Origin of the sequence: Amnibacterium kyonggiense (genome assembly GCF_004364555.1) — a bacterium.
GTDB lineage: Bacteria > Actinomycetota > Actinomycetes > Actinomycetales > Microbacteriaceae > Amnibacterium > Amnibacterium kyonggiense.
In genome coordinates this window covers 900,425-924,875 of record NZ_SOAM01000002.1, presented here as the reverse complement: position 1 = coordinate 924,875, position 24,451 = coordinate 900,425, and the positions used below count along the sequence as shown (strand labels likewise).

Here is a 24,451-nt window from a genome sequence, read left to right as displayed (position 1 = left end):
GCGCATGGGGGAGACTGTCGGCGCCATGCCCCGCGCCCTCACCCCCCTGCAGCCCGCCGCGACGGATCCGGCGCGCATCCGCAACTTCTGCATCATCGCCCACATCGACCACGGCAAGTCGACGCTCGCCGACCGCATGCTCGGCATCACCGGGATCGTGTCCGACCGCGACGCCCGCGCGCAGTACCTCGACCGGATGGACATCGAGCGGGAGCGCGGCATCACGATCAAGAGCCAGGCCGTCCGCATGCCGTGGCAGGTCGGGGACGACGTGTTCGCGCTGAACATGATCGACACCCCGGGCCACGTCGACTTCACGTACGAGGTCTCCCGGTCGCTCGCCGCGTGCGAGGGCGCGATCCTCCTCGTCGACGCCGCGCAGGGCATCGAGGCGCAGACGCTCGCGAACCTCTACCTCGCGCTCGAGAACGACCTCGAGATCGTCCCGGTCCTCAACAAGATCGACCTGCCCGCGGCAGAGCCGGAGAAGTACGCGGCCGAGCTCGCGAACCTGATCGGCGGCGATCCCGGCGACGTGCTGCGCGTCTCGGGCAAGACCGGGATGGGCGTCGAGGCGCTGCTCGACCGCGTCGTGGAGCGGATCCCGGCGCCGAAGGGGAACCCCGACGCCCCCGCGCGGGCCGCGATCTTCGACTCCGTCTACGACGCGTACCGCGGCGTCATCACCTACGTCCGCATGGTCGACGGACAGCTGAACCCGCGCGAGCGGATCCAGATGATGTCGACCCGCGCCTCCCACGACATCCTCGAGATCGGGGTCTCCGCCCCGGAGCCGACGCCGACGAAGGGTCTCGGTGTCGGCGAGGTCGGCTACCTGATCACGGGCGTGAAGGACGTGCGCCAGTCGAAGGTCGGCGACACCGTCACGACCGCGGTGAAGCCCGCGTCGGAGCCGCTCGCCGGCTACACCGAGCCGAAGCCGATGGTCTTCTCCGGTCTGTACCCGATCGACGCCTCCGACTACCCGGAGCTGCGCGAGGCCCTCGACAAGCTGAAGCTCTCCGACGCCGCGCTCGTGTACGAGCCGGAGACCTCGGTCGCGCTCGGCTTCGGGTTCCGATGCGGATTCCTCGGCCTCCTCCACCTCGAGATCGTCACCGAGCGGCTCGAGCGCGAGTTCGGCCTCGACCTGATCGCCACCGCCCCGTCCGTGATCTACGAGGTCGCGACCGACGACGGCAAGCAGGTCACCGTCACCAACCCGAGCGAGTACCCGGTCGGCAAGGTCGCCGAGGTGCGCGAGCCGATGGTGAAGGCCGCGATCCTCGCGCCGAAGGACTACGTCGGCACGGTGATGGAGCTGTGCCAGAGCCGCCGCGGCTCCCTGATCGGCATGGAGTACCTGTCGGAGGAGCGCGTCGAGATCTCGTACACGATCCCGCTCGGCGAGATCGTCTTCGACTTCTTCGACCAGCTGAAGAGCCGCACGGCCGGCTACGCGTCGCTCGACTACGAGCCGGTCGGCGAGCAGGTCGCCGACCTCGTGAAGGTCGACATCCTGCTGCAGGGCGAGCGCGTGGACGCCTTCAGCGCGATCGTCCACCGCGACAAGGCCTACGCCTACGGGACGCTCATGACGGAGCGTCTGAAGAAGCTCATCCCGCGGCAGCAGTTCGAGGTCCCGATCCAGGCCGCGATCGGAGCCCGCATCATCGCCCGCGAGTCGATCAGGGCCATGCGCAAGGACGTGTTAGCAAAGTGCTACGGCGGGGACATCACCCGCAAGCGCAAGCTGCTCGAGAAGCAGAAGGAGGGCAAGAAGCGCATGAAGACCATCGGTCGCGTCGACGTCCCCCAGGAGGCGTTCATCGCGGCGCTCTCCGGCGACACCGAGGCAGCGAAGAAGTGAGCGCGGTCCGAGCCGTCGGGCCGATGCGTCGCGGCGGCGCCGCCGCCGTCGACCACGGCCTGAACTACGCGGCGATCGGCGCCACCGCGCGCCCCGACGTGCTGCCGTTCCCGCCGTCCGGGTTCCACTCCGCCGAGTACCGGCACCGCATCGGCAGCGGCGCGCGCCGCTTCGACCTCGCCGGCCGCGCGCTCATGACCTGGGGCGCGCTGCGCTCCGCCGGGTTCCGGGTCGAGGACGTGCACGCCGAACCGGCCACGCACTCGCCGCGGGGCGCCGGGCCGCTGTTCCTCGAGGACGGCACGCCCTGGATCACGCCCGGCATGACCGCGTCGCTCACCGCGACGGAGCCCGGAGGCGCCGGCGGCCCCGTCAAGGTCGTGAGCGTCATCGACGAGCCGGGCCGCATCGGCTACGTGTTCGGCTCGATGACCGGCAGCGCCGAGTGCGCGGAGCGCCTCCTCCTCGTCGAGCACGACGACGAGGACGCGGTCCAGGTCGTCCTCCGGTCGATGTGGGAGGCGCCGACGTCGCGGCTGAACCGCCTCGCCCGCGCCGCCGACGCGCGGCAGCGCAAGGTCGACGAGCGCATCGTCCGCGCCCTGCACCCCAGCAACGCGTCCTGAGCCCGTCCGCGGATCCGGAGATCCTCGACGACACCCCGACGACGGGCTGCTGACCGCGGCGTGTCGAGCGGGATCTCCGGATCCGCGGACGCCGGGCAGGATGGGCGCACCATGCGCCGCTTCACCTTCGACTTCCTCCCGGGCACCGTCCTGACGGACGCGACGCCGCGGGGCTACCGCCGTCTCGAGCGCCGCACGGTGATCGGCACCGCCGAGCGGTTCCCGACCGCGGCCGAGGAGGTGCTCGACTGGGCGGTCCAGCGGCGGAGCGGCGTCCGGGCGCTGTTCGACAGCGGCGACGACGCGCCGCGCGCCTCGGAGGGCCTCGAGGGCGTCGTCGTGGTGCCCGCTCTCGGCGTGCCGGTGCGAGCGCCGTTCCGCGTGACCGCGGTGGTGCAGGAGCCCGACCGGGTCGGCTTCGCGTACGGCACGCTGCCCGGGCATCCGGAGGTGGGGGAGGAGGCCTTCCTCGTCCGCCGGATCGGCCCCGAGACCGTCTTCGAGCTGCGCGCGCTCTCGCGCCCCGCGTTCCCGTACTCGCTCGCCGCTCCGGTCGGCCTGCTCCTGCAGCAGCGCTTCACCGAGCGGTACCTCCGCAGCCTGCTCCGCGCGGAGGGGTAGTCGCTCAGAGGGCCCGGAGGGTCTCCAGGAGGGACGGAAGGCCCTGCTCCAGGTCCGGGACGACCGATCGGGCGGAGGTCTCGCGCAGCTCCGCCACCGAGTACGCGCCGGTCGCGACCGCGAGGAACGGGAAGCCGACCGCGTCCGCCGCCTCGCCGTCCGCCGGGGTGTCGCCGAGGATGACCGCCGTCGCCTCGGCCAGCTCGTCCCGCGCCGCCGACGTGAGGTCGCTGCGCCGCACGAACCGGTCGCCGAAGTAGGAGCGCGTCCAGTCGAACGCCCCGACGTCGACGCCCGCGCCCTCGAGCTTGACCCGCGCCCGGTGCCGCGAGTTCCCCGTCAGCAGCCCGTTCGTCCAGCCGGCGTCGGCGAACGCCCGCAGGGCCTCGGGCACGCCGACCGCGGCCTCCCGCCGGGCCGCATCGGTCAGGTAGGCGTCCGACAGCTCGTCCATCCGCGCCGACACCGCGTCGAAGTGGGCGAGGTCGCCGCCCCACCGCGTCAGCCGCTCGGTGATGATCTGGGCGTCGGTCTTCCCGTGCTCGACGGCGTGCGGCTCGCCCGGCGGCGGTACGACGCCCGCGACCTCCCGGATCGCGTCGTGGTAGAAGGCGCCCGCCTTCTTCGAGTTCAGCAGCAGGGTCCCGTCGACGTCCCAGAGCACGATCCGCACGGGTCCAGTCTTCCGGAGCCGGACAATGGACGGATGCCCAGCGCGCTCCCGATCGGCGATCCGGCCCCCGCGGACGGCGCGCTCCCGGCCTCCGTCCTCGTCGGTGCCGAGGACCGGGCGCTCGGCGTCTACCTCCACGTGCCCTTCTGCCGGGTCCGCTGCGGCTACTGCGACTTCAACACCTACACGGCGGACCAGCTGCGGGGCGCGAAGCGGTCGGACTTCGCCGGGCAGGCGGCGCAGGAGGTCGCGCTCGCGCGTCGCGTGCTCGACGCGGCGGGCCTCCCCGCCCGGCCGGCGAGCACCGTCTTCTTCGGGGGCGGCACGCCGACCCTCCTGCCCGCGCCCGACCTCGCGCACATGCTCGGCGCCGTCCGCGCGTCGATCGGGCTCGCCCCCGGCGCCGAGATCACCACCGAGGCGAACCCCGACTCCGTCGACGCGGCGGCGCTGCGGACGCTCGCCGACGCCGGCTTCACCCGGGTGTCGTTCGGCATGCAGTCCGCGGTGCCGCACGTGCTCGAGGTGCTCGACCGCACCCACGACCCGGAGCGCGTCCCGCTCGTGGTCGGATGGGCGCGCGAGGCGGGGCTCGACGTCAGCCTCGACCTCATCTACGGCGCGCCGGGGGAGTCGCTGGAGGACTGGTCCCGCAGCCTCGACGCGGCACTCGCCCTCGAGCCGGACCACCTCTCCGCCTACGCGCTGATCGTCGAGGAGGGGACCGCGCTCGCGCGCCGCATCCGGTCCGGCGAGGTGCTGCAGCCGGACGACGACCTGCAGGCCGACATGTACGAGCTCGCGGACGAGCGCCTGGCCGCCGCCGGCTACGACTGGTACGAGGTGAGCAACTGGGCGCGGCGCCCGGACGCCCGGTCCCGCCACAACCTCGCGTACTGGACGGGCGAGGACTGGTGGGGCGTCGGGCCGGGCGCGCACAGCCACGTCGGCGGCGTGCGGTGGTGGAACGTGAAGCACCCGGCCGCGTACGCGCAGCGGCTCACGGCGGGGCTGTCGCCGGCGGCCGGCCGCGAGACGCTCGACGACGCCACCCGCGCCGTCGAGCGGGTGCTGCTCGAGACGCGCTTGGCCGACGGGATGCCCGTGGACCGGCTCGACGCGGCGGGGCGCCGCGCCGTCGCCGGACTCATCGCGGACGGGCTCGTCGAGCCGTCCTCCGCGTTCCGCGGCCGGGTGGTGCTCACCCGCTCCGGGCGGCTCCTCGCCGACGCGGTGGTCCGGAGGCTGCTGCCGCTCGAGGCGGCGCTCGACCCCGCTACCTGATGAAGCGGATCGTCAGCGGGTACTCGTACCGCTGACCGCGGTCCGCCGCCACCGCGGCGATGATCGAGAACACGATCACCACGACGTAGACCGCCGCGGTCAGCAGGAAGCCGACGAGGATGATCCAGGTCGCCGCCGCGATCACCGCGACGATGAACATGGTGATCTGGAAGTTCAGCGTCGTCTTCGCGTGGTCGGCGACGAAGGCGCTGCGGTCCTTCAGCACGAGCAGGATGATCAGCGGGCCGAGCCAGCCGATGAAGCCGGCGCCGACCACGATCCCGATCAGTGCGCTCACGTGGGTCAGCGTCGCCCAGAGGCGCGCGTCGTGGTCGCTCAGCGGCCGCGTCGTTCGGAGGTCGTCGGTCATGCGCACCATCCTGGCGGCGGGCACGGAGCAGGGCCGGTGAGGCGCACCACGCGCCGCCGGCCCTGTCCCGCGGATCCGTCCGAGCCGGGGTCTACTTGATGAACGGGATCGTCAGCGGGTACCTGTAGACCTCGCCGCGGTTGGCCGCGACGGCCGCGACGATCGAGAAGACGATGCTGAAGACCCACACGAGCGGGTAGGTCAGGAAGCCGATGAGCACGAACATCAGCACGCCCGAGGCGATGTACCCGATCAGCACGGTGATCTGGAAGTTCAGCGCGTTCTTCGCGTTCTCGCCGACGAACGAGCTGCGGTCCTTCAGCAGGAGGTAGCCGAGCAGCGGCGAGATGAAGCCGATGATGATGCCGCCGACGTGGATCAGGGTCGCCCACAGGCGCTCGTCGCTGGGGCTGAGCGGCTGGGCGGGCGTGTAGGCGGGGGGCTGGTCACTGGTCACGGACGTGCCTTTCGGTTGGGGAGGACTACTTGACGAGCCGGAGCGCGAACGGGTAGCGGTACGAGCCCCCGTTGTTGACGCGCACGGCGGCCACGATCGAGAAGACGACCACGACGATCCACACCGCGAACTGCGCCAGGCCGATGAGGAGCCCGAGCAGCCCGAAGATCAGGTCGAGGCCCGTCGGCGTCGCGGAGTACAGGGCGCCGACGATGCGCCCGAGGATCAGCAGGGCGACCCAGGCGATGGTCGCGGTGATGACGAAGTTCAGCGCCTCCCGCGACTCCTCCCGCACCCGCCCGCTGCGCGGCCCGAGGATGAGGAGGATCAGCAGCGACGGCAGGAAGCCGATGATGTTGCCGACGTGCGCGAGGGTGGACCAGAGCTTCTCGTCCGCCGGCGACAGCGGCTGGGCCGCACCGGTTGGTTGGGACCCCGACATCGCGGATGCTCCTGACCTCGCACGGTGCTCTCGACGCACCGTTGGACGGCGTTCAGGGTATCGACAGGCCGGTGTGCGACGCCAGACCTCCGGGTCACGGGCGGTAGAATTGGCAGTCCTCAGCAGCGAGTGCCAGACGGAGGGTGGGCGATGGTCTCGGAACGCGGCCTCGACGTCCTGCGGGCGATCGTCCAGGACTACGTGGCGTCCCGCGAGCCGGTCGGGTCGAAGACGATCGTCGACCGCTACTCGTTCGGCGTCTCCGCCGCCACGATCCGCAACGACATGGCCGCGCTCGAGGAGGACGGCCTGATCGCCGCGCCGCACACCTCCTCCGGCCGGGTGCCCACCGACAAGGGCTACCGGATGTTCGTCGACCACCTCGCCGAGATCCGGGCGCTCAGCACCGCGCAGCGCCTGGCGATCCGCACCTTCCTCGAGGAGGGCGCCGACCTCGACGACGTCCTGGCGCGTACCGTCCGGATGCTGTCGCAGCTGACCAACCAGGTCGCGCTGGTGCAGGTGCCCGTCGTGCCGCGCTCGTACGTGCGGCACGTCGAGCTCGTGAGCCTCTCTGCGACCCGGCTGCTCGTCGTCCTGATCACGGACGCCGGGCGGGTCGACCAGCGGGTCGTCGAGCTGCCGCCGGGGGACGCGGAGCGCCTCGACGACGCGGGGCAGGCCGAGCTGCGCGCGCGGATCAACGGCGCGCTCGTCGGGCGGCTCATCTCGGAGGTCGACACCGCCCTGGCGGCGCTCGCCGACGAGCTCGCGCCGGCCGCTCGCGCGGTACTCGAGCGCGTCGCGGCCGCGCTCGCCGCGACCGTCGACGACCGGCGGCAGGACCGCCTCCTGCTCGCGGGCACGGCGAACCTGGCCCGGACCGAGCGCGACTTCCCGGGCAGCATCCTCCCCGTGCTCGAGGCCATCGAGGAGCAGGTCGTCATGCTGCGACTGTTCCGGGAGATGGAGCTCGACGAGCGCGGCGTCTCGATCTCGATCGGGCGGGAGAACCCGCTGGTCGGGCTCGCCGAGACGTCCATCCTGGCCGGCGGGTACCGTTCGTCGGCGGGCGAGGTCGCGCGCATCGGCGTGCTCGGGCCGACCCGCATGGACTACTCGCAGAACATCGCCGCCGTCCGTGCGGTGGCGCGCTACCTCTCGAAGCTCCTCGGCGAGGAGTGACCCACCTGGCCGTCCCACGGCCACGACGTGCCGCCGCGATCGGACGCGGCGACGAGGAGGGCCCACGTGGCTGACCACTACGAAGTGCTGGGCGTCGCCCGCGACGCATCGGCCGATGACATCAAGAAGGCGTACCGCCGGCTCGCGCGGCAGCTCCACCCCGACGTGAACCCGGGCCCCGACGCGTCGGAGCGGTTCAAGGACGTCACCCACGCCTACGACGTGCTCTCGGACCCGCGCCAGCGGCAGGAGTACGACATGGGCGGCTCGGGCGGCGCCCAGTCGTTCGGGTTCGGCGACATCTTCGAGTCGTTCTTCGGCGGCGGGATGCGCGGCGGCGGCCCGAAGTCGCGGCAGGAGCGCGGGCAGGACGCCCTGCTCCGGGTCGAGATCGACCTGGAGGACGTCGTCTTCGGGACGCACCGCGACCTCGAGATCGACACCGCCGTGCTCTGCGAGGTCTGCCACGGCGCCTGCACGCAGCCAGGCACCTCCGTCGCGACCTGCGACATCTGCCACGGCTCCGGCCAGATCCAGCGCGCGGTCCGCTCGCTGCTCGGCAACGTCATGACCTCCACGCCGTGCACCGTCTGCCGGGGCTACGGCACCGTCATCCCGTACCCGTGCACGAACTGCGCGGGGCAGGGACGGGTGCGGGCGCGCACGACCATCCCGGTCGACATCCCCGGCGGCGTCGAGACCGGCCTCCGGCTCCAGATGTCGGGCATGGGGGAGGTCGGTCAGGCGGGCGGCCCCGCCGGCGACCTGTACCTGGAGATCAAGGTGCGGCACCACGACGTGTTCAGCCGGGCGGGCGACGACCTGCTCGCGACGCTCGAGGTGCAGATGACCGACGCGATCCTCGGCACGACGGCGAAGCTCGACTCGCTCGACGGCCCTGTCGAGATCGAGGTGAAGCCCGGCGTGCAGAGCGCGGAGGTCATCACCGTGCCCGGGCGCGGCATCACCCGCCTGCGCGGCTCGGGTCGCGGCGACCTCCGGATCGGCGTGCAGGTCGTGACGCCGACGAAGCTCGACGCGAAGGCCACCGAGCTCGTCCGCCAGCTCGCGGGCCGGAACAAGCAGAAGGCGCCGGCCTTCGCGCACTTCCAGCAGGGCCTGTTCGCGAAGCTCCGCGACCGCTTCCTCGGCGTCTGACGTCCTGCCCCGCTGGCTGCTGATGGCGCACTTCTACCTCGCCTCGTCGCTCACCGCGGAGGCGGCGGAGCTGACGGGGGAGGAGGCGCGCCACGCCGCCCAGGTCGCGCGGCTGCGGGTGGGCGAGGCGGTCGTCGTCGGGGACGGCGCCGGCCGGGTGGCGGACGCGGAGGCGGTGGAGGTCGCCCGCGACCGGGTCGTCCTCCGGGTCCTCGACCTGTGGGAGACGCCCGAGCCGTCGCCCCGCGTCGTGCTGGTGCAGGCGCTCGCGAAGGGCGGCCGGGACGAGTCGGCGATCCAGGCCGCGACCGAGCTCGGCGTCGCGGCCGTCGTGCCGTGGCAGTCGGCCCGCAGCGTGACGCGCTGGACCGGACCGAAGGTCGACGCCGGCGTCGCGCGGTGGTCGGCGATCGTGCGGGAGGCGGGCAAGCAGTCGATGCGCCCCTGGGCGGCCGAGGTGCGCCCGCTCGCGACGACCACGGATCTCGCGGAGCTGGCAGCGTCCTCGACGATGCTCCTGCTCGAGCCGACGGCCGACGCCCGGCTGCTCGACGTCGGTCCGCCCGACGGTCGCGACCTCGTGCTCGTGGTCGGGCCGGAGGGCGGCATCGCGCCCGAGGAGCGCGCGAGGCTCGAGGCCGCCGGCGCGACCGCGGTGCGCCTCGGGCCCCTCGTCCTCCGCACCTCCACCGCTGGCCCCGCGGCGCTCGCCGCCCTTGCGGCGAGGCTCGACCTCTGGCCCTGACCGGACGCTTCGTTTCGTAGGACGCGGCTTCCTACGGAACGAACAGTGCGAGCGAGCGGTCAGTCGGTGCCGGCCTCCATCGCGGCGGCGTCGAGGGCGGCCTCGGCGCTGTCGTCGTGCCCGGAGGACGCGATGTGCGCCGCCCGGCCGGGCTCGAGCTCGCCGACCAGCGCGTGCACCGTGCCGCCGAAGACGCCGAGGCCGTCGAAGTACTCGAGCTTCGCGCGCGAGTCGGCGAGGTCGAGGTTCCGCATCGTGAGCTGCCCGATCCGGTCCGACGGGTCGAACGCGGCGTCCTCCGTGCGCTCCATCGACAGCCGCTCCGGCTGATACGTCGCGTTCGGCGAGACCGTGTTCACGATCGTCCAGTCGTTGCCGCGACGGAGGCGGATCGTCACCTCGCCCGTGATCGGGGCGCCGACCCAGCGCTGCAGCGCCTGACGGAGCATGAGCGACTGCGGCTCGAGCCAGCGGCCCTCGTAGAGCAGGCGGCCGAGCCGGCGCCCGTCCGTCATGTAGGAGGCGACCACGTCCTCGTTGTGGATGGCGGAGACGAGCCGCTCGTAGGCGATGAAGAGGAGCGCCATCCCCGGCGCCTCGTAGATCCCGCGGCTCTTCGCCTCGATGATCCGGTTCTCGATCTGGTCGGTCATGCCGAGGCCGTGCCGGCCGCCGATGCGGTTCACCTCGTCGACGAGCGCGACCGCGTCGTCGAACCGCTGCCCGTTCACCGAGACGGGGCGGCCGCGCTCGAAGCCGACGGTCACGTCCTCCTGGGCGATCTCGACGGACTGGTCCCAGAACCGGACGCCCATGATCGGCTCGACGAGCTCGATCGAGCTGTCCAGGTCCTCGAGCTTCTTCGCCTCGTGCGTCGCGCCCCAGATGTTCGCGTCGGTCGAGTACGCCTTCTCGGCGCTCGCGCGGTACGGCAGCCCCCGCTCCGTCAGCCAGGCGGACATCTCCGCGCGGCCGCCGAGCTCGGTGACGAAGCGCCGGTCGAGCCACGGCTTGTAGATGCGGAGGTCCGGGTTCGCGAGGAGGCCGTAGCGGTAGAAGCGCTCGATGTCGTTGCCCTTGAAGGTGGATCCGTCGCCCCAGATGGAGACGCCGTCGGCCTCCATCGCCTTCACGAGCATGGTGCCGGTGACCGCGCGGCCGAGCGGCGTCGTGTTGAAGTACGGGGCGCCGCCGGCCCGGATGTGGAAGGCGCCGCACGCGAGCGCGGCGAAGCCCTCCTCGACGAGCGCGGCGCGGCAGTCGACGAGGCGGGCGCCCTCCGCGCCGTAGTCCTTCGCGCGACCGGGCACGGAGGCGAGGTCCGGCTCGTCGTACTGCCCGAGGTCCGCCGTGTAGGCGAAGGGGACGGCGCCGTGCTCGCGCATCCAGGCGACCGCCACGGAGGTGTCGAGCCCCCCGGAGAAGGCGATGCCCACGCGCTGGCCGACGGGGAGGTCCGAGAGGATCTTCGACACGCCCCAAAACTACCGGGGTGCGACGGGGCGGATCCGACGCGCCCGGATGCGGGCCCCCACGTAGACTCTCGGCCCATGACGGAGCGCGTCGGCACGGAGCCCTCGATCTTCACGCGCATCCTGCGCGGGGAGATCCCGAGCGAGATCGTGCTGCAGACCGACGACGTGTTCGTCATCCGGGACATCGCGCCGCAGGCGCCGATCCACCTGCTCGTCATCCCGAAGGCGGACGAGTACGCCGACGTCGTCGAGCTGGCGGCGGGCGACCCGAAGCTGCTCGCGAGCATGGTCGAGGTCGCGCGGGTGGCCGCGTCCCAGGCCGGTGCCGCGGACTTCCGACTCATCTTCAACACCGGCGTCGGCGCCGGTCAGACCGTCTTCCACGTGCACGCGCACGTGCTGGCGACGCGCTTCGGCGGTCTCGCCGAGGCGACGATGGCGGGCGGCCTGCCCGATGGAGAGGAAGCTTGACCGACTCCGACGACCTCCGTCCGACCGCGGGCCGGACCTCCTCGTCCGTGACCCGCCGCTACCCGGCCGCCGCTTCCGAGACCCGGACGATGTCGGTCGACGGCATCGCCATGGTGCGGCTGCTCGGCCCGCAGGACCGCCTGCTCGGGCAGATCGAGCAGCAGTTCCCGTTGGTGGAGGTGCTCGTCCGCGGCAACGAGATCACGCTCGACGGCGAGCCCGCGCAGGTCGATGCGGCGCAGCGGCTGATCGAGGAGCTGCTGCAGATGGTCCGCAACGGCCACGAGCTCGGCCCGGTCGACGTGAACTCGTCGGCGCGCATCCTCGAGGGCGACCGCGACTCGCACCCCGCCGAGCTGCTCGGTCAGGCGATCCTGACGGCCAAGGGCAGGGCGATCCGCCCGAAGACCCTCGGGCAGAAGGCGTACGTCGAGGCGATCGACCACAACACGATCACCTTCGGTATCGGTCCCGCCGGCACCGGCAAGACGTACCTCGCGATGGCGAAGGCGGTGCAGGCGCTCACCCGCAAGCAGGTGAGCCGGATCATCCTGACCCGGCCTGCCGTCGAGGCCGGGGAGCGGCTCGGCTACCTGCCCGGCACGCTCACGGACAAGATCGACCCCTACCTGCGGCCGCTCTACGACGCGCTGAACGAGATGATGGACCCGGAGCTGGTCCCGAAGCTCATGGCGACGTCGACGATCGAGGTCGCGCCGCTCGCGTACATGCGCGGCCGGACGCTGAACGACTCGTTCGTCGTGCTCGACGAGGCGCAGAACACGACGCCCGAGCAGATGAAGATGTTCCTCACCCGCCTGGGCTTCAACTCGAAGATGGTCGTCACTGGCGACATCACGCAGGTCGATCTGCCGGGCAACGTGTCCGGTCTGCGCACGGTCCAGCGCATCGTGAACGGGATCGACGACATCCACTTCTCGCGCCTCGGCAGCGAGGACGTCGTTCGGCACTCGCTCGTCGGCCGCATCGTGGACGCCTACAGCCGGTATGACGAGGAGCGTCTCGCCGCGGCGGCCGCGCGACGGCCGGAACGCAGCGGTCCGGACGAGGTCGCGACCTCTCGGCTCCCGACGGACTATCGACCGCCGCAGAACCGCGCCGAGCGGCGAGCGGACCGCACGGAGGGCCGCCACCGATGAGCGTCGAGCTGAACAACGAGTCCGGGGTGCCCGTCGACGAGTCCGCGATCCAGCGGCTCGTGACCTTCGGCCTCGACCTCCTCCACGTGCACCCGGACGCGGACGTCGCGATCCTCTTCGTCGACGAGGCCGCGATGGAGCAGCTCCACGTGCAGTGGATGGACGAGCCGGGTCCGACCGACGTGCTCAGCTTCCCGATGGACGAGCTCCGCCCGGGCACCGACGACGCGCCGACCCCGGCCGGGCTGCTCGGCGACATCGTCGTGTGCCCGCAGGTCGCGGAAGCGCAGGCGAAGACCGCCGGGCACTCCGTGCTCGACGAGATCGAGCTGCTGACGGCCCACGGCCTCCTGCACCTGCTCGGGTTCGACCACGCCGAGCCGGAGGACGAGCGCGAGATGTTCGGCGTCCAGCGCGACATCCTGGTCGGCTTCGCGGTGCAGGAGAAGCAGCAGAAACGGGCATGACCCCCCTCTTCCTCGTCGCCGCGTTCCTCCTGGTCGTGTTCGGCGGCCTCCTCGCCGCGTGCGACGCCGCGATGGTCACCCTGTCGCGCGCCGAGCTGCAGGAGACCGCGATCCGCGCCCGGTTCCGGGCGTCGCTGCTCGCGATCGCCGCCGACACCGGCGCGCACATCAACGCGGTGAACTTCCTCCGCGTGCTCGCGGAGACGAGCGCGGCGGTGCTCGTCACCCTCGCCTTCGCCGCGATCGTCGAGAACCCGTGGCTCGTCCTGCTGATCGCCGCGGTGATCATGACCGGGGTGTCCTTCGTGCTCGTCGGCGCGAGCCCGCGCAGCGTCGGCCGGACGCACCCGCGCGGGCTGCTCAAGGCGGCGGCGCCGATCGTCCGCGCGTCCCGGCTGATCCTCGGCCCGCTCGCGAACGTGCTCGTGTGGCTCGGGAACCGCGTGACGCCCGGTCGCGCCCGCGCCGCCTCCACGTTCACGTCGGAGGAGCAGCTGCTCAGCATGGTCGACGAGGCGACCGAGCTCGACGTGCTCGAGCAGGTCGACCGCGAGCTGATCCACTCGATCTTCGAATGGGGCGACACCCCGGTGCGCGAGGTCATGGTGCCGCGCACGGACATGGTCACGATCGAGTCGACCTCCCGCGCGGACAAGGCGATGCGGCTGCTGCTCGACCGCGCGCTGTCCCGCGTGCCGGTGCGCGCCAAGGACGCGGACGACATCGTCGGCGTCCTCCACCTCCGCGACGTCGCGCGGGTGCTCACGGACCAGACGAAGAAGGGTCCGAAGCCGCCCACCGCGGCGGAGCTGGCGCGGCCCGTGCTCTTCGTGCCCGACTCGAAGAAGGCGGACGAGACCCTGCGGCAGATGCAGTCGGCGTCGAACCACCTCGCGATGGTCGTCGACGAGTACGGCGGCATCGCCGGCCTCGTGACGCTCGAGGACCTGATCGAGGAGCTCGTCGGCGACATCACCGACGAGTCGGACCGGGAGGCGCCGGAGGCGGTCGAGGTCGGCGAGCGGCGCTGGCTCGTCTCCGCCCGCATGCAGCTCGACGAGCTGTCCGACCTGGTGGGCGGCGAGGTGGAGGACGAGGACGTCGACTCCGTCGGCGGCCTGCTGACGAAGCACCTCGACCGGCTGCCGATGCTCGGCGACCGCGTGGAGGTCGACGGGCTGCGGCTCACCGCCGAGCACATCGAGGGCCGCCGCCGCGGCCTGAGCCGGGTGCTCGTGGAGCGGATCGGCGACGACGACAGCGAGGCCGAGGAGGACGCGAAGGTGCTGGGCGCATGACCGACGGACCGGTGGAGGAGCAGGGGTTCCGGTCGGGGTTCCTGACGTTCGTCGGCAGGCCGAACGTCGGCAAGTCGACGCTGATGAACGCGCTCGTCGGCGAGAAGGTGGCGATCACCTCGCCGAAGCCGCAGACGACCCGCCGCGCGATCCGCGGCATCGTGAACCGGCCGGACGGGCAGCTCGTCGTCGTGGACACCCCTGGCATGCACCGCCCGCGCACCCTGCTGGGGGAGCGGCTCAACGACGTCGTCGCGACGACGCTCTCGGACGTCGACGTCGTCGGCTTCTGCGTCCCGGCCGCCGAGCCGATCGGCCCCGGCGACCGCTTCCTGCACAAGCGCCTCGACGACGCGCCCCGCGCGAAGCGGATCGCGATCGTGACGAAGATCGACGCGGTGCCCCGCGACCGCGTCGGCGAGCAGCTGCTCGCCGTCAGTGGACTCGGCGAGTGGGACAGCATCATCCCCGTCTCGGCGCAGGACGGGATCCAGCTCGACGTGCTGGTGGCCGAGGCGCTGAAGCTGATGCCGGAGGGGCCGGCGCTCTACCCGGTCGAGGCGGTGACGGACGAGTCGCTCGAGCAGCGCATCGCGGAGCTCATCCGCGAGGCCGCGCTCGAGGGCGCCCGCGAGGAGCTGCCGCACTCCCTCGCCGTGACGGTGGAGGACGTCGAGGAGCAGGAGGGCATGACCCGCGTCTTCGCGAACGTCTGGGTCGAGCGGGACAGCCAGCGGATCATCATGATCGGCAGCAAGGGCTCCCGGCTGAAGCAGGTCGGCACCGCGGCGCGGGCGCAGATCGAGCCGCTCGTCGGCACGAAGGTGTTCCTCTCCCTCCACGTCAAGGTGGCCAAGGAGTGGCAGCGCGACCCGAAGCAGCTGGGCCGCCTCGGGTTCTAGCCCGGCGCACGAGGTCGTGACGCCGCACTGACGCGGTCCGAACGGGCTGATGCGGTCGAATGCGGGGCCGCATCAGCGCGTTCGAGCCGCACCAGCGGCTGTGCGGTCACGCCGCGGCGGCCGCTCGTCCGCCCGCGAGCAGCGGGAGGAGGCGGGCCACGTGCGCCTCCGGTGCGAAGAGCGCGGCGGACGCGCGCGCGCCGACGGCCGCGGCGCGGACCCGGGTCGGGTCGAGCGCGAGCTCGACGAGGAGGTCCGCGATCGCCTCGGTGTCCGGCGCGGCCGCCAGCAGCCCGGCGCGATCGAGCCCCTCCCGGAGCCGAGGGTCGGTGTGCAGCACGCCGCGTCCCGCGCGGACGGACTCGACGACGGTCATCGGCTGGTTGTCGAACCCGTGGGAGGTGAGCGCGGTCAGGTGCGACGCGTCGAGCAGGTGCCGGACGCCGGCGCGGTCGAGACGGCCGAGGAAGACGACCCCGGGTCCCGCGATCCGCTGCGCGACGGGGAGCAGCGGTCCCCGGCCCGCGACGGCGACCCGGAGCCGGTCCTCCGGCAGGCGCGACCGGGCGATGCGGACCGCCCGGACGAAGGCGAGCAGGCGCTTCTCCGGCACGCAGCGCCCGACCCACGCGACGCGGAGGTGCTCGAACGACGGCAGCGGGAGCGGGGGAGCGCCGCCCGCGTCGCAGTTCGGTCGGACCGCGGGCGCGGGGACGCCGAGCCGGACGAGGTCCGCCGCCTGGTGCGCCGACGGCGAGACGACGACGTCCGCGGCGAGCGCCAGGTCGACGGTGTGGTCGAGCAGGGGGTTGCGGGTCCGATGCGGCACCGGACCCGCGAGGCGCGCGAGCAGGTCGCGGGCGACCGGCCGCAGCGGACCGGGCACGCCCGGCCAGTACGCCGTGTGGACCGTGTGCACGACGGGCAGGCCGAGGACCCGTGCCGCGTGGAGCGCGGCCCGCGCGTGCCCGAACTCGGAGTGCACGTGCACCGCGTCGATGCGGGCCGCGCGGAGATGGCGCACCAGTCGGCCGCGCAGCTCCTCGCCGTCCGGGACGAGCGGGAAGTCGAGCGCGGGCAGCCGCCGCGCCGACGTCCAGAGCGCATCGACGCCGAGCGGCAGCACCGAGCGCGGATCGGTCGGCCGCGGCGCCACGAGGACGACCCCGTGCCCCGCGGCGACGAGCGCCGCCGCCTCGTTCAGGGCAGCGCGCTGCGCGCCGCCGATCAGATCGAGGGAGTAGTCGAGGACGATCGCGATCCGCATGCCCGCAGCCCATCGGCGCGGCGCCGTCGCGCGGCAGACCCGATCGGCTGATTCCCGTCATCCCGGAGGATGAATGGTCTGCTCGAGCCTGTGCCTCGACCGGCGGTGTTCGTACGCTCGCATCGTGGATCTCCTCGGATGGCTGAAGCGGCAGTGGGTCGTCGACCCGCGACTTCGGGCTGCGGTGTGGGTGGTGGCCGCCGGTGCGTACTACGCGGTGGTCGTCGCCGGCGAGATCGGCAGGACCGGAAGCATCATCGTCACCGCGATACCTGCCGCGCTGGTCCTCGTCGCCTTCCGATCTCGGCCGGTCCTGGCGATGGGGTTCAGTGCGACGGGGATCCTCCTGATGGCGTGGGCGATGACCAACGGGTTCGCCATTCAGGACGCGACGCAGCAGTCCGCTGCAACCTTCGCCATCTTCGGGGCGGCGCGGAGCGACGACGAGCGCGTCCGGAGGATCGGCGTCGCGTTCACCGGGTTCGTGGCGGTGGCGGGCGCCCTCTTCATCGCCACCCGCTTCGCGGGCAGCAGCGGTGTCGCAGTCACGCTCGGCCTGCCCTTCATCGCGCTGACTCTCGGCCCGTGGGTCGTGGCTCGGCTCGCTCGGGACCTCGGCACGGTGTCCGGTCGGCTCGTCGACACCACTGCGCGGAGCGAGGCCGCGGAGCGCGACGTCCTGCTCGAGCTCGAGCGCAACCGGATCGCGCGGGAGGTGCACGACGTCGTGGCCCACTCGCTCGCCGTGGTGATCGCGCAGGCGGACGGCGCCCGCTTCGCGGCGGAGACGAAGCCGGCCTCCGTCGCGCCGGCGCTCGAGGCGATCTCCGACACCGCCCGCCGCGCGCTCGGCGAGGTGCGCACGATGCTCCACGACCTGCGGGCGAGCGGCGAGAGCGGCGTCGTGCCCGGTCCCGACGACCTCGCCGGGCTCGTCGACGGGGTGCGCGCGCTCGGCGTCGAGGTCGATGAGGCGTCCTTCGGGCAGGCGCGCCCGCTCGACCAGCGGACCGGGCTCGCGCTCTACCGCATCGCGCAGGAGGCGCTCACGAACGCGATGCGCCACGGCGACCGCCTCGAACCGGTCGGCTTCGAGCTCGACTGGGGCGAGCGGGAGGTGGTCCTGGTGGTGAGCAACGCGGTGCCGGTGGAGGCGGTCGCCGCGACCGAGCGCGCCGGCCACGGCATCACCGGCATGCGCGAGCGCGCCCTGGACGCCGGCGGCGACTGCTCCGCGGGCACGGGCACGAACGGCCGCTTCCGCGTGCGCGTCGCGCTGCCGATCGCCGCCGAGACGACGACGGAGGCGGCGCCCGCCGATGCGGCGCCGAACCCGCTCGCTGCGCTGATGGCGCAGCTCGCCGAGCCCCGTGCCTGACGTCGGCCACATCGCGCCGATCCGCGTCGTCCTCGTCGACGACCAGGCGCTGTTCCGCTCCGGCCTCCGCATGCTGCTCGACAGCCAGGACGACATCGAGGTCGTCGGCGAGGCCGCCGACGGCGCCGCGGCGCTCGCCGAGGTGGAGCGCACTGATCCGGACGTCGTGCTGATGGACGTGCGGATGCCCGGGATGGACGGCGTCACCGCGACCGAGCGCCTCGCCGCCCGCGGCGCCCGGCCGCGGGTGCTGGTGCTGACGACGTTCGACCTCGACGAGGCGGCCGCCCGTGCGCTCCGGGCCGGCGCGTCCGGCTTCGTCCTCAAGGACGCGCGGCCCGAGTTCCTGCTCGCCGCGGTGCGCACCGTCCACGCGGGCGCCGCCGTCATCGCGCCGGCCGCGATCGGGCACCTGCTCGACACCTTCGGCTCGGGGCACCGCGGCCGCGACGACGAGCTCGCGGTGCTCAGCCCGCGCGAGCGCGAGATCTACGACCTCGCCGGCCGCGGTCTCAGCAACGCCGAGATCGCCGCCCACGAGTACGTCAGCGAGGCGACGGTGAAGACGCACGTCTCGCGCGTGCTCGCGAAGCTCGGGCTCCGCGACCGCGTGCAGCTCGTCGTGCACTGGCACGGCGGCTGACCCGTCCGTCCGAGCACGGAACCATTTCGCGCGATTTCTGCACGTTGTCTTGCATCGTGGACGAGAACCTGGTCCGCGGCGCTACGACAGACGCCGGAGAAGGAACGAACGGCGATGCCGAGCTGGTTGAGAGATCTGCCGATCGAGCGCGATCACGTGCTCGTGCCGGTGTACGTGGTCGCGGCGGTGCTGCTGGCGGTGCTGCTCCTGCCGCGCCCCGGCACCGGATGGCGGCTGCGGACGCGCATCGGCGTCCTCGCGCTCGCCGCGGGCGTCGGCGCCCTGCTCGGCTGGGTGGCCGTCTACGAGGTCGTCGTCGTGCAGGACCTCTTCGGCGCCCCGGCCTCGGCCGTGATCTTCGCGGCGGCGCTCGCCGCGGGCGCGGGCATCGGCCTCGCCGTCGTCAACCTCGTCCGGACGCGCTGGTGGCGCAAGGTCGTGGCGATCGTCGCCCTCCCCGCGGTGATCGCCGCATCGGGCCTCATGATCAACCGGGACGTCGCCTACTACCCGCGGCTCGGCGACGTCGTCGGCGACACCGGGGTGACGACGCTGCCGATCGACGTGGTGGGCGGGAAGGGCCACTCCCTCAAGAACTGGGTTCCGCCCGCCGACATGCCGACCACCGGCACCCTGGGCACCCGCACGATCCCGGGCACCGAGTCGCACTTCAAGGCGCGCGAGGCGTGGATCTACCTGCCGCCGGCCGCGCTCGTGAAGCACCCGCCGAAGCTGCCGGTCATCGTGGCGTTCTCCGGCGAGCCGGGCGGTCCCTCGGACGTGTTCCTCGCCGGGAACCTGCAGGCGCCGCTCGACGCGCTCGCCGCGAAGCACAAGGGCATCGCGCCGATCGTGGTCGTCCCCGATCAGCTCGGCGGGTACGCGAAGAACCCGATGTGCGTGAACTCGAAGCTCGGGAACGTCGCGACCTACGTCACGGACGACGTCCGCGACTGGATCCTCCAGAACCTCCCCGTGTCGACGAACCGGCTCGCCTGGACCGTCGCCGGCTTCTCGGAGGGCGCCACCTGCGCGGTGCAGTTCGCGACCGAGCACCCGACCCTGTTCGGGTCGGCGATCGCCGTGTCCTCCGAACTCGGGCCGCGCAACGGCTCGGTCGCGCACACGATCGCGGTGGGCTTCCACGGGAGCAGGAAGGCCTACGCGGCGGCGCAGCCGATCGCGATCATGAAGCGGGTGGGGCACTACCCGGCGACCGCCATCGCGTTCAGCGTGGGCGCCGACGACCTCCGCTACGGCGCCGACACCCCGCTGCTCGTCGCGGCGGCGAAGAAGGTCGGGATCACGACGCACTTCGAGACGCTCGCCGGCCTGGCGCACAACTGGAACACCGGCGCCGCGGGCCTCTCGTACGGGCTCGACGTCCTCACGCCGTGGTGGAAGCTGCCGTGATCGCCTGGATCCGTCAGCGACCCGCCTCCGTCGGCCTCGCCGTCCTCCTCCTGCTGCTCGCGATCGCGACCCGCTCGTTCGTCCCGGGGCAGGACTCCGGCCTCGCGGCCGCGGTCGGGCTCGACATCCGGGAGCTGTACGAACGCGGCCAGGTCTGGCGGCTGGTCTCGAGCGTGCTCTTCGCGCGCGGCCCTGGTCTGCCGGTCGCGGTGCTCGCGCTCGTGCTCGGCGTCGGCGCCTGCGAGCGGCTGATCGGCACCGGCCGCGTCCTGCTCGCCTGGATCGTCACCGCGGTGCTGGGCGGCCTGCTGGGGACGGCGGCGCAGGCGGCCGGTCTCCTCACGCGCGAGTACTGGACAACCCCGCCCGCCACCTCGATCGTGCTCGACCCGATCACGCCGATCGTGGGCGTCGTCATGGCGACGAGCGCGTTCGCCGGGCCGCTCTGGCGCCGGCGGATCCGGCTCGTCGGCTTCGCCGCGCTGATCGTCCTGCTCCTCTACTCGGGCCAGCCGAGCGACGTGAACCGTCTCGCGGCCGCCCTCGGCGGCCTCGCGCTCGGCTGGGTGCTCGCCCGTCGGCGGCCTCGCCTCGTCTTCCTCCGCAGCTCGCACCACGAGGCGCGCAGCCTGCTCGCGGTCGTGCTCGCCGTCTCCGCGATCGGCCCGGTCGTCGCGATCGTCCAGCCCACCGGGTACGGCCTGCTGCGGCCGTTCGGGCGGCTCTTCCGCGACACGCTCCCCGGCGCGGGGGCGCTGGCCGAGCGCTGCGCGCGGATCGGTGCGGAGCCCGGCTGCGGACGGGAGCTGGCGCTCGCCCGGCTGAACGGTCCCGGCGCGCTCGTGCTCACGGTGCTCCCGCTGCTCGTCGCGCTGCTCGCCGCGTTCGCCGTCCAGCGGGGCCGACGCGTCGGCGCCTGGCTCTCGATCCTCGTGAACGGCCTGCTCGCGCTGTTCGCCGCGGTCTACTACGGGCTGTTCCCCGCCCTCGGCGACCCGGACCAGATCGCCGACATCCGCGCTCAGCTCACGCTGCAGTCGATCCTCGCCGTCCTCGTGCCGCTCGCGCTCGTCGTCGGTGTCCTGGTGGGCCGCCGGCATCTGACCGCGCGCCCCTCGCGACAGGCGGTGCTCGTGGGCGGCGCCGTCTTCGGCGGCGCGACGGTCCTCTCCGCGGTGCTCTACGTCGGCCTCGGCACGCTCGTGCGCGCCCAGTTCAAACCCGTCCCGTCGGTGCTCGACCTGCTCCTCGAGCTGCCGCAGCGCTACGTGCCCGTCGGCTTCCTCCGGTTCCGCCGGGTCGACTTCGTGCCGGTCGGACCGGTCGCGCAGCTGCTCGAGGGATGGGTCGGGCCGCTCGCCTGGTTCGCCCTGCTCGTCGCCGGGATCGTCGTGGCCCGCTCCGTGCTGGGCGCGACCTCCGAGCGCGACCTGGCGCGCGTGCGCACCCTGCTGCAGGCCGGCGGGCGCGGATCGATCTCCTGGATGGCGACCTGGCCGGGCAACCGGTACTGGTTCAGCGCGGACGGTCGGCACGCCGTCGCCTACCGCGAGGGCTCGGGCGTCGCGCTCACCCTCGGGGAGCCGGTCGGGCCCGACGACGGCGCGATGGAGGCGGCGCGCGCCTTCGCCGTCCACTGCGACGACATCGGACTCACCCCGGCCTTCTACTCCGTGCGGCCGGAGTTCGCCGAGGGGCTCGGCGGTCCCGGCGCGGCCTGGGCGTCGGTCGAGGTCGGCGAGGACACGGTCATCGACCCGACCTCGTTCTCCATGAAGGGCAAGCACTGGCAGGACGTGCGCTCCTCCATCAACCGGGCGGACCGCCTCGGCATCCGCTCGGTCTGGACGGGCTGGGCCGAGCTGCCGCTCGGCTGGCGCACCCAGATCGAGTCGATCAGCGAGGAGTGGGTCGCGGACAAGCGGCTGCCGGAGCTCGGCTTCACCCTCGGCGGCGTCGGCGAGCTCGTCGACCGCGAGGTGCGGCTGATGCTCGCCGTCGGCCCCGGGGACCGCATCGAGGGCGTCACCTCCTGGCTCCCCACGTGGCAGGACGGCGAGCTCGTCGGCCTGACGCTCGACTTCATGCGCCGCAGGCCGGGCTCGCCGAACGGCGTCATGGAGTTCGTCATCGCCGCCGTCATCGGCCACGCCGCGCAGCGCGCCCTGCGGTTCGTCAGCCTCTCCGTCGCTCCGCTCGCGGGCGCGTCGTCCGACGCCGACGACCGGCTCGAACGGCTGCTGGGAAGCCTCGGCCGCCTGCTCGAGCCCGCCTACGGCTTCCGCTCGCTCGCGGCGTACAAGCAGAAGTTCCGCCCGGAGCACCGCCCCCAGGTGCTCGCCTACGCGGACGCCGTCGCGCTGCCGGCGATCAGCATCGCCGTCGCGCGCGCCTACCTGCCGGACATCACCCTCCCCGTGCTCGCCCGCATGGTCGGGGCTCTCCGGCCCGAGGAGGACGAGGACGAGGCCCGGATCCGGACGCTCGCGGCGGCCGCCCCGCAGGACCAGGGCGCGCCGGCGGGGGAGGAGCGCCGGTAGGCGGTCCGGCTCCGAGCCCTCCTCGCGGCCGCGGTGCTACCCTGGCCACCGTGCAGACGGCGCTCCTCCTCCTTCGCTGCCGCGACGAGGCCTAACTCCTCAGGCCCTCCTCGTCGCGGAGTCCTCGCGCTGGCCGGAACCGACGAGTAGAGAGAACGCACGATCATGCAGAACCGGCAGCAGCCGTCCTCGATGCCGATCCACCGGTATCGCCCCTACCTGGACCAGTTCCGGGTCGACCTGCCCGACCGCACCTGGCCGGGCAACCGCATCACGAAGGCGCCGCGCTGGTGCGCGGTCGACCTCCGCGACGGCAACCAGGCGCTCATCGACCCGATGAGCCCCGAGCGCAAGCGCACGATGTTCGACCTGCTCGTGCGCATGGGCTACAAGGAGATCGAGGTCGGGTTCCCGTCCGCGAGCCAGACCGACTTCGACTTCGTCCGCAGCCTCATCGAGGAGGACGCGATCCCGGACGACGTCACCATCCAGGTGCTGACGCAGGCCCGGGAGCACCTCATCGCCCGGACCTACGAGTCGATCCGGGGCGCGAAGCAGGCGATCGTCCACCTGTACAACTCGACGAGCATCCTGCAGCGCGATGTGGTGTTCCGCACCGACCGTGCCGGGATCATCGACATCGCCGTCGAGGGCGCGAAGCTCTGCAAGCGGTACGAGGCGACGATCCCGGAGACGACCGTCTACTACGAGTACTCGCCGGAGTCCTACACGGGCACCGAGCTCGAGTTCGCGGCCGAGATCTGCAACCGCGTCATGGAGATCTTCGTTCCGACCGCGGAGCGGAACGTCATCCTGAACCTGCCGGCCACGGTGGAGATGGCGACCCCGAACGTGTACGCCGACTCCATCGAGTGGATGAACCGGCACCTCGACCACCGCGAGCACGTGATCCTGTCGCTGCACCCGCACAACGACCGCGGCACCGCGATCGCCGCGGCCGAGCTCGGCTACCTGGCGGGCGCCGACCGCATCGAGGGCTGCCTGTTCGGCAACGGCGAGCGCACCGGCAACGTCGACCTCGTCGCGCTCGGCATCAACCTGTTCACGCAGGGGGTCGACCCGCAGATCGACTTCAGCGACCTCGACCGCATCCGGGCGACCGCGGAGCACTGCAACCAGCTGCGGGTGCCCGAGCGCAGCCCGTGGGCCGGCGACCTCGTGTACACGGCCTTCTCCGGCAGCCACCAGGACGCCATCAAGAAGGGCTTCGAGGCGATGGCGGCGACCGCCGAGCGCACCGGCACGCCGGTCGAGCAGCTCGAGTGGGCGGTGCCGTACCTGCCCGTCGACCCGAAGGACCTGGGCCGCAGCTACGAGGCGGTCATCCGCGTCAACTCGCAGTCCGGCAAGGGCGGCGTCGCGTACCTCCTGAAGACGGACCACAACCTCGACCTGCCGCGGAAGCTGCAGATCGAGTTCTCCGGGGTCGTGCAGGCGAAGACCGACGCCGAGGGCGGCGAGGTGACGAGCGACGAGATCTGGACGGCGTTCCAGGACGAGTACCTCCCGCACCCGGACCCGATCGCGAAGTGGGGCCGGTTCGAGCTGCTCCGCACCCGCACGTCGAGCGACATGGGCGGCGACATCGATCTCGGCGTCCGGCTCCGCATCGACGACGAGGTGCAGGACGTCGACGCGCGCGGCAACGGTCCGATCGACGCCTTCCTCCGCGTGATGGCCGAGCAGGGGTTCGTCATCTCCCTCTACGACTACGTCGAGCACGCGCTCAGCGCCGGCGGCGACGCGAAGGCCGCGGCGTACGTCGACCTCGAGGTCAACGGGGTCCGCCTCTGGGGCGTCGGGATCGACGCGGACATCGCGACCGCGTCGCTCAAGGCGATCGTGTCGTCCGTGAACCGCGCCGTGCGCGCGGAGGTCGGCGAGCTCGCGCTCGCCTGATCCGCTCGGTGCCGAAGGGCCGCCCAGGACCCGCGCAAACGGTCTCCGGCGGCCCTTTTCCGTGTCGATTGGAAGATCGGTGAAAC

23 protein-coding genes are annotated in these 24,451 nt (G+C 72.6%); 17 read left to right on the top strand and 6 right to left on the bottom strand.

The annotated features are described in order from the left end of the window. Positions 1-25: 25 nt before the first annotated feature. The 3 genes from lepA to CLV52_RS12730 all read left to right on the top strand — a co-directional run bounded on the left by lepA (position 26) and on the right by CLV52_RS12730 (position 3,117). A complete protein-coding gene (gene lepA, locus CLV52_RS12740) occupies positions 26-1,870 on the top strand; it encodes a translation elongation factor 4 (RefSeq protein WP_133766675.1) in 1,845 nt (614 codons plus the stop codon). After that, positions 1,867-2,496: a DUF1990 family protein gene (locus CLV52_RS12735; RefSeq protein ID WP_133766674.1), complete on the top strand. Its 630-nt coding sequence runs from the start codon at positions 1,867-1,869 to the stop codon at positions 2,494-2,496. The genes lepA and CLV52_RS12735 overlap by 4 nt, the downstream gene beginning before the upstream one ends. A gap of 111 nt (positions 2,497-2,607) precedes the next feature. Continuing rightward, positions 2,608-3,117: a DUF1990 domain-containing protein gene (locus CLV52_RS12730; RefSeq protein ID WP_133766673.1), complete on the top strand. Its 510-nt coding sequence runs from the start codon at positions 2,608-2,610 to the stop codon at positions 3,115-3,117. A gap of 4 nt (positions 3,118-3,121) precedes the next feature. On the opposite strand, the gene CLV52_RS12725 is transcribed toward CLV52_RS12730, so the two are convergent. Next, complete coding sequence (locus tag CLV52_RS12725) at positions 3,122-3,790, bottom strand: HAD family hydrolase (RefSeq protein WP_246018113.1); 669 nt, start codon at positions 3,788-3,790, stop codon at positions 3,122-3,124. A 33-nt stretch (positions 3,791-3,823) separates the two neighbouring features. On the opposite strand from CLV52_RS12725, the gene hemW reads away from it, so the two are divergent. After that, positions 3,824-5,074: a radical SAM family heme chaperone HemW gene (gene hemW / locus CLV52_RS12720; protein ID WP_133766672.1), complete on the top strand. Its 1,251-nt coding sequence runs from the start codon at positions 3,824-3,826 to the stop codon at positions 5,072-5,074. On the opposite strand, the gene CLV52_RS12715 is transcribed toward hemW, so the two are convergent. From CLV52_RS12715 to CLV52_RS12705, 3 genes are all read right to left on the bottom strand, one after another. Next, a complete protein-coding gene (locus CLV52_RS12715; RefSeq protein WP_246018112.1) occupies positions 5,067-5,444 on the bottom strand; it encodes a DUF4870 domain-containing protein in 378 nt (125 codons plus the stop codon). The two genes, hemW and CLV52_RS12715, sit on opposite strands and share 8 nt — an antisense overlap. 91 nt (positions 5,445-5,535) lie before the next feature. After that, complete coding sequence (locus tag CLV52_RS12710; protein ID WP_133766671.1) at positions 5,536-5,901, bottom strand: DUF4870 domain-containing protein; 366 nt, start codon at positions 5,899-5,901, stop codon at positions 5,536-5,538. 25 nt (positions 5,902-5,926) lie between these two features. After that, positions 5,927-6,343: a DUF4870 domain-containing protein gene (locus CLV52_RS12705; RefSeq protein ID WP_133766670.1), complete on the bottom strand. Its 417-nt coding sequence runs from the start codon at positions 6,341-6,343 to the stop codon at positions 5,927-5,929. 150 nt (positions 6,344-6,493) lie between these two features. On the opposite strand from CLV52_RS12705, the gene hrcA reads away from it, so the two are divergent. The 3 genes from hrcA (at position 6,494) to CLV52_RS12690 (ending at position 9,431) form a co-directional block, all read left to right on the top strand. After that, positions 6,494-7,528, top strand: coding sequence for a heat-inducible transcriptional repressor HrcA (hrcA, locus tag CLV52_RS12700; RefSeq protein ID WP_133766669.1), 1,035 nt, complete (start codon positions 6,494-6,496; stop codon positions 7,526-7,528). 66 nt (positions 7,529-7,594) lie between these two features. Then, complete coding sequence (gene dnaJ / locus CLV52_RS12695) at positions 7,595-8,686, top strand: molecular chaperone DnaJ (RefSeq protein WP_133766668.1); 1,092 nt, start codon at positions 7,595-7,597, stop codon at positions 8,684-8,686. 22 nt (positions 8,687-8,708) lie between these two features. Next, positions 8,709-9,431, top strand: a complete 723-nt coding sequence (locus tag CLV52_RS12690) for a 16S rRNA (uracil(1498)-N(3))-methyltransferase (RefSeq protein WP_133766667.1) — start codon at positions 8,709-8,711, stop codon at positions 9,429-9,431. 59 nt (positions 9,432-9,490) lie between these two features. Here the strand turns inward: CLV52_RS12690 and argG are convergent, their stop codons facing one another. Continuing rightward, positions 9,491-10,906, bottom strand: a complete 1,416-nt coding sequence (argG, locus tag CLV52_RS12685; protein ID WP_133766666.1) for an argininosuccinate synthase — start codon at positions 10,904-10,906, stop codon at positions 9,491-9,493. Positions 10,907-10,981: 75 nt separating this feature from the next. On the opposite strand from argG, the gene CLV52_RS12680 reads away from it, so the two are divergent. The 5 genes from CLV52_RS12680 (at position 10,982) to era (ending at position 15,204) form a co-directional block, all read left to right on the top strand. Then, on the top strand, positions 10,982-11,377 hold the full coding sequence (locus tag CLV52_RS12680; RefSeq protein WP_133766665.1) for an HIT domain-containing protein: 396 nt from the start codon (positions 10,982-10,984) through the stop codon (positions 11,375-11,377). A gap of 89 nt (positions 11,378-11,466) precedes the next feature. Beyond that, positions 11,467-12,537, top strand: coding sequence for a PhoH family protein (locus CLV52_RS12675; protein WP_133766835.1), 1,071 nt, complete (start codon positions 11,467-11,469; stop codon positions 12,535-12,537). Further along, a complete protein-coding gene (gene ybeY, locus CLV52_RS12670; RefSeq protein ID WP_133766664.1) occupies positions 12,534-13,004 on the top strand; it encodes an rRNA maturation RNase YbeY in 471 nt (156 codons plus the stop codon). Before CLV52_RS12675 ends, ybeY begins: the two co-directional genes overlap by 4 nt. Beyond that, on the top strand, positions 13,001-14,302 hold the full coding sequence (locus CLV52_RS12665) for a hemolysin family protein (RefSeq protein WP_133766663.1): 1,302 nt from the start codon (positions 13,001-13,003) through the stop codon (positions 14,300-14,302). Before ybeY ends, CLV52_RS12665 begins: the two co-directional genes overlap by 4 nt. After that, positions 14,299-15,204: a GTPase Era gene (era, locus tag CLV52_RS12660; RefSeq protein WP_133766662.1), complete on the top strand. Its 906-nt coding sequence runs from the start codon at positions 14,299-14,301 to the stop codon at positions 15,202-15,204. Before CLV52_RS12665 ends, era begins: the two co-directional genes overlap by 4 nt. A 106-nt stretch (positions 15,205-15,310) precedes the next feature. On the opposite strand, the gene CLV52_RS12655 is transcribed toward era, so the two are convergent. Next, on the bottom strand, positions 15,311-16,471 hold the full coding sequence (locus tag CLV52_RS12655; protein ID WP_133766661.1) for a glycosyltransferase family 4 protein: 1,161 nt from the start codon (positions 16,469-16,471) through the stop codon (positions 15,311-15,313). Positions 16,472-16,595: 124 nt separating this feature from the next. Here CLV52_RS12655 and CLV52_RS12650 point away from each other — a divergent pair, with 124 nt between their 5' ends. The 5 genes from CLV52_RS12650 to leuA all read left to right on the top strand — a co-directional run bounded on the left by CLV52_RS12650 (position 16,596) and on the right by leuA (position 24,365). Next, complete coding sequence (locus CLV52_RS12650) at positions 16,596-17,849, top strand: sensor histidine kinase (RefSeq protein WP_162850841.1); 1,254 nt, start codon at positions 16,596-16,598, stop codon at positions 17,847-17,849. Between the two features lie 70 nt (positions 17,850-17,919). Beyond that, entirely contained in the window at positions 17,920-18,492 is a 573-nt protein-coding gene (locus tag CLV52_RS12645) for a response regulator (RefSeq protein WP_246018128.1), read from the top strand. Between the two features lie 114 nt (positions 18,493-18,606). Beyond that, positions 18,607-19,905: an alpha/beta hydrolase gene (locus CLV52_RS12640; RefSeq protein ID WP_133766659.1), complete on the top strand. Its 1,299-nt coding sequence runs from the start codon at positions 18,607-18,609 to the stop codon at positions 19,903-19,905. Further along, positions 19,902-22,445, top strand: coding sequence for a bifunctional lysylphosphatidylglycerol flippase/synthetase MprF (locus tag CLV52_RS12635; protein WP_162850840.1), 2,544 nt, complete (start codon positions 19,902-19,904; stop codon positions 22,443-22,445). The genes CLV52_RS12640 and CLV52_RS12635 overlap by 4 nt, the downstream gene beginning before the upstream one ends. A gap of 165 nt (positions 22,446-22,610) precedes the next feature. Then, positions 22,611-24,365, top strand: coding sequence for a 2-isopropylmalate synthase (gene leuA, locus CLV52_RS12630; protein ID WP_133766657.1), 1,755 nt, complete (start codon positions 22,611-22,613; stop codon positions 24,363-24,365). The last annotated feature ends 86 nt before the right edge of the window (positions 24,366-24,451 follow it).